The sequence below is a fragment of the Hyphomonas sp. genome (genome assembly GCF_041689225.1).
GTDB lineage: Bacteria > Pseudomonadota > Alphaproteobacteria > Caulobacterales > Hyphomonadaceae > Hyphomonas.
This window is the reverse complement of sequence record NZ_JBDNGN010000138.1, coordinates 1-3,187: the sequence shown is the minus strand read 5'-3', so window position 1 is coordinate 3,187 and position 3,187 is coordinate 1. Positions and strand designations below refer to the sequence as shown.

At 59.1% G+C, this 3,187-nt stretch carries 3 protein-coding genes and 1 pseudogene; all 4 read left to right on the top strand.

Going from position 1 to position 3,187, the window contains the following annotated elements; all coding sequences use genetic code 11:
* Window positions 1-655 (top strand): site-specific DNA-methyltransferase (locus tag ACESNB_RS13950; RefSeq protein ID WP_373008335.1); only part of this gene is annotated, 655 nt, incomplete at its 5' end.
* Window positions 652-1,188, top strand: coding sequence for a DUF5681 domain-containing protein (locus tag ACESNB_RS13945; protein ID WP_373008333.1), 537 nt, complete (start codon window positions 652-654; stop codon window positions 1,186-1,188). The genes ACESNB_RS13950 and ACESNB_RS13945, both read left to right, overlap by 4 nt.
* Window positions 1,181-2,674 (top strand): phage terminase large subunit, encoded by a 1,494-nt coding sequence (terL, locus tag ACESNB_RS13940; protein ID WP_373008331.1) that lies wholly within the window; start codon window positions 1,181-1,183, stop codon window positions 2,672-2,674. The genes ACESNB_RS13945 and terL overlap by 8 nt, the downstream gene beginning before the upstream one ends.
* 36 nt (window positions 2,675-2,710) lie before the next feature.
* Window positions 2,711-3,187: pseudogene (locus ACESNB_RS13935) on the top strand (DNA methylase N-4); the annotation flags it as partial.

The following is a 3,187-nucleotide window of genomic DNA, read 5'->3' as shown; positions in this document are numbered from 1 at the left end:
GCATGACAATTTCGTAATGGGCGCAGGCGAAGTGTCGCTGTCCGAGTTCGGCATGACGCTGCTGCGTCCAGCCTTCAAGGCGATGGCCGCGCACTGCGCGCCGGGGGCCATTGCCTTTGTCTTCATGGACTGGCGCGGCGCGCCTTATATGCTTGATGCCGCGCAGGGCGTTTTCCATGAACTCAAAAACATGATTGTATGGGCCAAGAATCCGGGAATGGGCGCGTTCTACAGATCGGCCCATGAGCTTTGCTATGTCTTCAAGGTGAATCCGGGCACGCATATCAGCAATATTGCGCTCGGCCGGAGAAATCGCTGCAATGTCTGGAGATATCCCTCCGCCAACACATTTCGTGCAGGGCGGATGGAGGATCTGGCTGATCATCCGACCGTCAAGCCAAAACAGATGATTGCCGATGCCATTCTGGACTGTTCCCGGCGCGGCGACATCGTGCTCGATTCCTTCGCCGGATCCGGCACCATTCTTGCCGCTTGCGAGATGACAGGGCGGCGCGGCCGGGCGATCGAGCTCGATCCCGTGTACGCCGACGTCATCCTGCGCCGCACCGCAGAGGCCACCGGCTGCGAGCCGCTGCTGGACGGGATCACGCCGTTTCATGAAGTCGCGAAGGCGCGGCTGGGAGAAGGATCATGAACGGGGATGACGATAAGCAGCCACCCCGGGAGGGGCGTCGCAAGGATGGCAAACCCTATAAGGAGGGCAATGTCAGCGAGGATGGATCCTACGAGATAGGTCGTAACCGGCCGCCCAAAACGGGACAGTTCGCCGTCGGCGACGGGCGTCCGCGCGGAAGCCGGAAAAGAGGCGTGCCCAATGCCGACACCGAGTTCGAGCGGGAACTCAGGCGCAAGGTGCCGGTCAAGGAGAATGGCAAGGAGCGCAAGGTCACCAAGAGCCATGCGGTTGATCTGCGTCTCATCGACAATGCCACCCGCAAGGGCGAAAACCGTGCAATCGAGATGGTCGATAAAAGGCGCCAGCGGATTGAAGAAGCGCGGCAGCAGAACCGGCACTATCACACGCTTGGCGATAAACAGATACTGCAGGCCTATCTCCAGGAGCGCGCGCAGGAATTGGACATTGATCCAAAACTGTTTGGAGATCCGGCTCCGGCTGAAGGAATTGCTGAAGACAACGATGAAGACGGGGAGAGCGTCGATGGCTGATGTTGACACCGATGACGCCATCTCCGCGCTGCTGCGCCTCGACTTTGGCTTTTTCCTGCGCTTTGCATTTCGCGAGCTGGGCGGACGAGGGGGATATCAGCACAATTGGCATATCGACGCGATGATCCATGAACTTGACCGGATCAAGGATGGCGACAACACGCATCTGGCCATCACCATACCGCCTCGGCACCTCAAGTCCCGAACGGTCACGGTAGCCTGGAGCGCCTGGCGCCTGGGCCACGATCCGTCGCTTTCGTTTTTGTGTGCCAGTTACGGTCAGGATCTGGCGGAGGATCATGCCAGCGATTGTCTCAAGATCATGCAGAGCAGCTGGTATCGCCGGGCCTTTCCGAGCCTTGTGCTGACCCGCCGGACGGTGGATGATATCGGCACCAGTGCGGGCGGGCGGCGCATGGCGACATCGGTTGACGGCAAGACCACAGGGTTCGGCGCGGACATCATAATCATTGATGATCCCATGAAAACCCAAGATGCGCTGTCGCAGCCGGCCCGGGAAAAGGTTGTTCGCTGGCTTGACGGCACTTTGTCGCAGCGCTTCAACAACCAAGCCACCGGCGCTATTATCGTGGTGATGCAGCGCCTGCATGAGGGCGACCTGGTCGGCACATTGCAGGAACGCGAGGGTTGGTATGAGCTTTGCCTGCCCGCCATCGCCGAACGCGACGAAGAAATTCCTCTCACGCGCGGGCGCATCTGGCACCGGCGCGCCGGATCCGCGCTTCACCCTGCCCGCCAGCCCCTCGAACTACTGCTCAGGCGCAAGGCGGAAAATCCGCTCGTTTTTGCCAGCCAGTACCAGCAGAAGCCTGTTCCGGCGCACGGCAACATCATCGAGGCGGCATGGTTCCAGTATTACAAGCCTGGAACGATTGACCTTGGCTACGGCCAGATCGTCCAGTCATGGGATACTGCGTCCAAGGACAATCCGTTCAACGACTGGTCTGTCTGCGTCACCGCGTTGATACAGGGCAAGCAGATCTACATTCTTGACGTGTTTCGCGCGCGTCTGAAATTTCACCTGCTCAAGGCGAAGACCATTGAGCTTGGAAGGGCATATAACGCCAAAGTCCTCCTGATCGAGGATGCCTCGTCGGGGACTGCGCTGATCCAGTCACTGCGGGCGGAAGAACCGCAGGGTGTACCGCTCCCGATAGCCCGGCGCCCCGAGGGCGACAAAATCGCCCGCGCCATGAACGCGGCTGCGATGATCCAGCAAGATCGATTGTTCCTTCCCGAGCGCGCCCACTGGCTGGGTGACTTTACCGGAGAACTCCTCGGGTTCCCCTCCTCGCGCCACGATGATCAGGTCGATGCACTCTCTCAACTGCTTCGGTGGGTACAGGAAAAGGACACGTACCGCACCCCGCAGCTGGAAGGGCCGGAGGAGATGCTCGTGGGGGGCGATCGGGACGACAACGATGATTATGGCTGGGATCCGGCTAAAGACCCTTGGGGGCCGTGAGAGGGTATGGCGGGTGACGAGTGTCGAGGACGCCGCTTGGACAGGTTCACAGCCGGATATCTTCTGGCTGACAATCGCCTGGCACTTGAGGCTGGATGGGATAGAGAGTTGCTTGCGATTGAACTCAGGGAACTGGAGAAACTCGATTTCAGCCTGCCTGCGCTTGGTTTCTCGCTGCCAGAAATTGACAAGCTTTACGAGGAACTGGACGATGCGCAGGTCGACGGAAACGATCCGCTGGATGATGACATCGTACCGTTGCCGGAGTCCCCAGTCACGCAGGACGGCTATATCTGGAAACTGGGCAATCACCGACTTGCCTGCGGCGATGCTCGGGAAAAAGCGGTATACGACCGCCTGCTTGAGGGCGAACAGGTCGGTGTGATTTTCAGCGCCCCCCCTTATAACGTCAAGATTGAGGGCAATGTTTCCGGCCTTGGGAAAATTCGACATTCAGATTTTGCCATGGCAAGCGGAGAATTGAATTCGGAACAGTATGAACAATTTCTGGTG